Annotated in this window: 5 protein-coding genes; 3 read left to right on the forward strand and 2 right to left on the reverse strand. The window is 58.2% G+C overall.

The window, feature by feature from the left end:
• Positions 1-30: 30 nt before the first annotated feature.
• Both J0X15_RS12075 and J0X15_RS12080 read right to left on the reverse strand, forming a co-directional pair.
• Positions 31-420: an ester cyclase gene (locus J0X15_RS12075; protein ID WP_206940970.1), complete on the reverse strand. Its 390-nt coding sequence runs from the start codon at positions 418-420 to the stop codon at positions 31-33.
• Positions 421-425: 5 nt separating this feature from the next.
• Positions 426-1,658: an MFS transporter gene (locus J0X15_RS12080; RefSeq protein WP_206940972.1), complete on the reverse strand. Its 1,233-nt coding sequence runs from the start codon at positions 1,656-1,658 to the stop codon at positions 426-428.
• 424 nt (positions 1,659-2,082) lie between these two features.
• On the opposite strand from J0X15_RS12080, the gene nadA reads away from it, so the two are divergent.
• The 3 genes from nadA to nadC all read left to right on the forward strand — a co-directional run bounded on the left by nadA (position 2,083) and on the right by nadC (position 5,792).
• Positions 2,083-3,165: a quinolinate synthase NadA gene (gene nadA / locus J0X15_RS12085; RefSeq protein ID WP_206940973.1), complete on the forward strand. Its 1,083-nt coding sequence runs from the start codon at positions 2,083-2,085 to the stop codon at positions 3,163-3,165.
• 138 nt (positions 3,166-3,303) lie between these two features.
• Complete coding sequence (locus J0X15_RS12090) at positions 3,304-4,923, forward strand: L-aspartate oxidase (protein WP_206940974.1); 1,620 nt, start codon at positions 3,304-3,306, stop codon at positions 4,921-4,923.
• Positions 4,920-5,792: a carboxylating nicotinate-nucleotide diphosphorylase gene (nadC, locus tag J0X15_RS12095; protein WP_206940975.1), complete on the forward strand. Its 873-nt coding sequence runs from the start codon at positions 4,920-4,922 to the stop codon at positions 5,790-5,792. Before J0X15_RS12090 ends, nadC begins: the two co-directional genes overlap by 4 nt.
• Positions 5,793-6,000: the final 208 nt, after the last annotated feature.

Consider the following 6,000-nt stretch of genomic DNA (forward strand, 5'->3'; position numbering starts at 1 on the left):
CGTCTCTGTCGACAGTCAGTGGAAGAGCATTCAAAGTTGCGCTTCGATCGCGGCCTTGTCGATGACGGACCACACATCGACAACACGCCCTTCGCGGAATGTGTAGAAGACGTTCTCCGAAAAATTGACTTTCCGTCCGTTGACCGGCAGCCCGAAAAGCATGGCCTTTGGCGTGCAGCCGAAGAGCAGCCGTGCCGCGATGCGTGGCGGTTCGCATACCAGAAAATCGATGTTGAATGACAGATCGGGGATAGCCTCGAAGTCGCCGACGAGCATCTGGCGGTACCCGGTCAGGCCAACGCGCGTGCCGTTGTAATGCACGTCCTCATGAACCACAGAACCGAGATTGTCCCAGTCCTGCTTGTTCAGGCAATCGATGTAGGCGCGGTAGCGCTCGGCAAGGTTTTCGTTGGGCGTCAATTTACTCACTCCGCCGCTGCAAGACGCGCCACAGGCTGTTCCTTGATCGGCCAGTGAACAATGGCCGCAGCAAGGCCGAGAGCGATCCCCAGCCACCAGATTGCGTCATAACTACCGGTTTCATCATAAAGTTTCCCCCCCAGCCAGACGCCGAGGAACGAACCGACCTGGTGAGAGAAAAAGACGAAACCGAAGAGCGTGCCCATATAACGCGGGCCGAACATCACAGCAACGAGGCCGGAAGTTGGCGGCACAGTCGAGAGCCACAAGAAGCCCATAACGCCAGCGAACACCAAAACGGTGACAGGGGTCGCTGGAATGGTGATGAAGAGCGCGATTGCAATGGCCCGGCCAATGTAGATCAGCGACAGGAAGATAGACTTGGAATAGCGCCCACCGATGTAACCGGAGATAAGAGAACCAACGACGTTACACAGTCCGATCAACGCAAGTGCGATGGCGCCAAGGGCAGGGTCCATGCCGAGGTCGACGATATAGGGCGGCAGGTGAACGGTAATGAACGCCACATGGAACCCGCAAACAAAGAAGCCGAGCGTCAGAAGCAGGTAGCCGCGGGTCTTGAAAGCCTCGGCAATTGCTTGCTTCAGGTTCTGGTCCTGCTGGCCGGCAACTGGAACGTGAACCGACTTGCCCCGCAGCGCCACCGCCAGAAGCGGGATCAGCATCATGATGCCGGAGAAGATGATCAGGGTTTCCTGCCAGCCGATTGAGCCGATGAGGTAATCGCCCAGCGGCGCGAACAGAAACTGACCCATCGACCCGGACGCCGTGCCAATGCCGAAGGCGAGCGACCGTTGGGCTGGTGTCACATTGCGACCAAAAGCAGCCAGAACCAGCGAGAAGGACGAGAAGGCAACACCAAGGCCGATAAGAACACCTGCAGACAGATGAAGCATTGCTGCCGTTTCAGCGTGAGCCATCAACAAGAGGCCGGCGGAATAGAGGAACGCGCCAAGCGTCAACGTGCGCCAGGTTCCATAGCGGTCCGACATCATGCCGGCGAAGGGTTGCGCAGCCCCCCAGGCAAGGTTCTGAATGGCAATGGCGAGCGCGAAGAGTTCGCGGCTCCAGCCATTTGCGCTGGTCATGGGCTGAAAGAACAGACCCATCGCAGAGCGAGGCCCGAAAGAAAGCAACGCAATCAGGCAACCGCAGGTGATCAAAAGCGGAATCGCGACATCTCTTTGGCGAGAGACCGAAGTGGAATTTTCTGACATTTCAAGGGTCTCCAGAGCAGTCAAATGCTGTTGACGTCACAAGGAAAATAGGAAGTTACAGAATAAGCGGCAGCGTCTCATTTCAGAAATGATAATTCGCGTGCGTTCCATAAGCGAAGTGAATGAATCGCAATTCGAGACGACCATTCTGCTGAAACCGCTAAATTGCAAACTCAATTGATTAGCTAGCAAAGAGCTTTTGAGGTCAGGAAAGGTTTCTTCAGCAATTCTGACAATCGCAGGTAGGCACTAAAACGTATTAGATATCAACGACGTGCCATATCTTTTGCGAAATTGCTGGATTCGCCATGTCAATCTTCCTATATAAATATCGAAACGAATGAGCAGAGTGACATGGGCCTTTGGCCTGTTTTCTTTTGCGAAAGATATGCTCAATGTGAGCATAAACACCACGGAGGTCGCCATGACCATCACCAGTTCTCCTGCCGCCTTTGAAACGGCGACTCCAGCTGGACCTGTTGCGCTCGACCGTTACGAGCCCCTTTCGCGTCCCGACCTGAGCTACACGCCCGAGGTCGCAGAGGCGACTGCGCAGACCTATGAGAAGGTGAAGCATATCATTCCGGCGATCGAATGGCCGGCACTTGCCCCGACGATTCATGCGATAAACAAGCTGAAGAAAGAACGCAACGCGGTTATTTTGGCGCACAATTACATGACGCCGGATATCTACCACGGCGTTGCCGACATTGTTGGTGACAGTCTGCAGCTGGCGATTGAAGCCACGCGCACCGATGCCGATGTCATCGTCCAGTGCGGCGTGCACTTCATGGCTGAGACGTCGAAGATCCTCAGCCCGGAAAAGACCGTGTTGATCCCCGATATGAAAGCAGGGTGTTCACTGGCCGAATCGATCACCGGTGCAGATGTGCGCGCGCTGCGCGAACGCAATCCCGGCGTGCCGATCATCACTTATGTCAACACCTCTGCCGACGTGAAGGCTGAGTGCGACATCTGTTGCACCTCCTCCAACGCGCTGCAGGTGGTGGAAAGCTTCGGTGTCAATCGGGTGTTCCTGATTCCGGACAAATATCTGGCCGCCAATGTCGGCAACAAGACCGACGTGGAAGTTCTCACCTGGGATGGCGCCTGCGAAGTGCATGAGCGCTTCACCGCTCAGGAGCTGAAGGATTACCGCAAGATCGAGCCGAATGTGAAGATCATTGCGCATCCTGAGTGCCCGCCGGAAGTTGTGGCAGAAGCGGATTTCGCCGGCTCGACGGCGCATATGATCGACTGGGTGAAAACCCGTCAGCCGGAAAAGGTGATGATGATCACCGAATGCTCCATGGCCGACAATGTGGCGAGCGAAACGCCGGGTGTAGATTACATCCGCCCCTGCAACCTGTGCCCGCACATGAAGCGCATCACCCTGTCCAAGATCCTCGACAGCCTTATCGAGATGAAGGAAGAAGTGGTGGTTGACCCGGTGATCGCCGACAAGGCACGCATTGCCGTGCAACGGATGATCGATCTCAACCGCTGATTTGCCGACGACGTGTTTTTCTTGGAGCCGTGCCGGTGATCCCGGTGCGGCTCCGGTCCGGCACTGCAAGGGTGTCGCGAGAAGGGCTGCTCCCTCTTTCACGAGGCAAGAGTCCGACGAGTATCTGGGATTTTTCCAATGGGCGTATCGATTGAAGATTTCGTACCCGCTCTGGCGGGCAAGGACGTCGATGACGTTGTCATTCTGGGCGGTGGCCTGGCCGGGCTTTTCTGCGCCCTGAAGTTGGCGCCGAGACCGGTAACTGTGATTTCCAATGCGCCGATCGGGCAGGGGGCATCCTCCGCGTGGGCCCAGGGTGGCATTGCCGCTGCCGTCTCCGAGCATGACACCTTCGAAAAGCACCGCGACGACACGCTGATCGCTGGCGCCGGCATTTGCGAATCAAAGATTGTCGAGCAGATGACCCGCGAAGCGGGGGACCGTGTGCGCGACCTCCTGTCTTACGGCGTGCCGTTCGACAAGGATCTGGAGGGCCGACTGGCCCTGTCCCGAGAAGCTGCCCACTCGGAAAACCGGGTTGTCCGGGTGCGCGGTGACATGGCTGGAAAGGCCATTATGGATGCGCTCATCGAAGCTGTCCGCAAGAGCCCGTCGATCCGTGTACTGGAAGGCTTCATGGGTGAAAGCCTGATGCGCGAAGGCCGCTATGTCACCGGCATTCTGGCGCGCAAGCGCGGCGGACTGGAGCGAATGGCCTTCCCCGCAAAAGCCGTGGTTCTGGCCTCTGGCGGCATTGGCCACTTGTTCGCAGTCACCACCAACCCGGGCGAGGCCAACGGTCATGGATTGGCGATGGCTGCCCGCGCCGGTGCCGTTCTGGCGGATGCTGAATTCGTCCAGTTTCATCCGACCGCACTTAACATCGGCAAAGACCCGGCGCCTCTTGCAACGGAAGCGCTGCGCGGGGAAGGCGCTCTTCTGATCAATACGGCTGGTGAGCGGTTCATGAGCAAGGTGCATGAGCTGGGCGAACTGGCGCCACGCGATATCGTCGCTCGTGCCATCCACCGTGAGGTGATGTCCGGGCGTGGCGCTTTCCTGGATTGCCGCGAAGCCATTGGTGCGTCCTTCTCAGATCGCTTTCCGACAGTCTATGCCGCCTGTATCGAGGCGGGGATTGATCCGGCCACCCAGCCGATCCCCATCGCTCCAGCCGAGCATTATCACATGGGCGGTGTCCTGACCGATGCCAACGGCCGCACATCGCTGGATGGTCTTTGGGCTGCGGGCGAAGTCGCCTCCACCGGTGCCCATGGTGCCAATCGGCTGGCGTCGAACTCGCTGTTGGAAGCCGTGGTCTTTGCCGCGCGCATTGCCGAGGACATTCAGGGTCTGATGCCGACGCCGCGCAGTGCCTTCTGGGCTGAGCAGGACAAGGAGCCCGGTCTGCCGAGCCAGCGGAACACCGACGAGCGACAGGCCATTTCCGATCTGCGCCAGACCATGAACCGCAACGTCGGTGTGGAGCGCGATGCAGACGGCCTGCGCCAGGCATTGGTCGACATTGCAGCAGCTGAAGCGAAATGCTCGCGTGTCTCCATTCGCAACATGATGATTTCCGCCCGGATCATTGCGGCCTCGGCGCTGAAACGCGAGGAAAGTCGTGGCGGACATTTCCGCTCGGATTTCCCGGATGCCGATCCGGCCAGAGCTTCTCGCTCCTTCACTACTCTGGAGGAGATCAATGACATTGCAGCTGCAGCGCGTGAAGCGGTGCCCGGAGACCAAAGCCGATGACCCGATATTTGCCCGATCTGGCTCAATTGATGGTTGATGATGCGGTGAAGGCTGCCCTTCTCGAGGATTGGGGGCGCGCTGGCGACATCACCAGTCAGGCCACGATCCCGGTCGACAAGACGGCGACGGCCGTCATTGCAGCCCGCAAGCCGGGTGTCTTGTCGGGGCTCGCATTGGCGGAAAGCGCCTTCCGTCAGACCGACCAACGGATAACGTTCGAACCGTTGCTCAAGGATGGTGACCGGCTCGAGAAAGGCGCTGTCATCGCGCGCATCATCGGCCCGGCCCGTGGCATTCTGTCAGCTGAGCGCGTTGCGCTGAATTTCGCCTGCCACTTGTCGGGGATTGCGACTGCCACAGCCCGTTTTGCAGATCTGATTGCCCATACCAAGGCCGATATCGTTTGCACGCGCAAGACAACACCCGGGCTGCGTTCGTTCGAGAAATACGCCGTGCGCTGTGGTGGTGGCTCCAACCACCGCTTCGGGCTAGATGATGCCATCCTGATCAAGGACAATCACATTGCTGTCGCAGGCGGGGTCAAAGCCGCCATCGAGGCAGCTCAGGCCTTTGCCGGACATTTGGTGAAGATCGAGGTGGAGGTCGACACGCTGGACCAACTTCAGGACGCACTGACGTGCAATCCTGATGTGGTGATGCTCGACAACATGGATCCGGCGCAGATGAAGCAGGCCGTCGAGATCACCAAAGGCCATATCGGTAGCAAGGTGCTGCTTGAAGCCTCCGGCGGCATCGAAGCCGATACGGTCAAAGCAGTTGCAGAGGCCGGTGTCGATCTGATCTCATCGGGTTGGATCACCCACTCGGCGCCGATCCTGGATCTGGGCTTGGATATCGAGATCAACTGATCAGCCAGAACTGGCATGAGACGAAAAGAGAAAGGCGCCCGGAGGCGCCTCAGACTGCTGACAAACCTCTGGCGTTTGCCGGTTTTTTTTGATTCACTGTTTTGATGTTGAAGCAGCCCGGCCCTTCCCAGACAGCGCTCGAGATTGTGACGCTCGATCAGCTTGTCCCCAGAGATCACTTGTTGCGCAAGATCGACGCGGTGATCGA

Source organism: Roseibium limicola (assembly GCF_017313085.1).
Classification (GTDB): domain Bacteria; phylum Pseudomonadota; class Alphaproteobacteria; order Rhizobiales; family Stappiaceae; genus Roseibium; species Roseibium limicola.

Excerpts from the sequence above, each read along its gene's own strand:
- nadC (WP_206940975.1), top strand. The coding sequence starts at position 4,920 with ATGACCCGATATTTGCCCGATCTGGCTCAATTGATGGTTGATGATGCG.
- J0X15_RS12080 (WP_206940972.1), bottom strand. The coding sequence starts at position 1,658 with ATGTCAGAAAATTCCACTTCGGTCTCTCGCCAAAGAGATGTCGCGATT.
- nadA (WP_206940973.1), top strand. The coding sequence starts at position 2,083 with ATGACCATCACCAGTTCTCCTGCCGCCTTTGAAACGGCGACTCCAGCT.
- J0X15_RS12090 (WP_206940974.1), top strand. The coding sequence starts at position 3,304 with ATGGGCGTATCGATTGAAGATTTCGTACCCGCTCTGGCGGGCAAGGAC.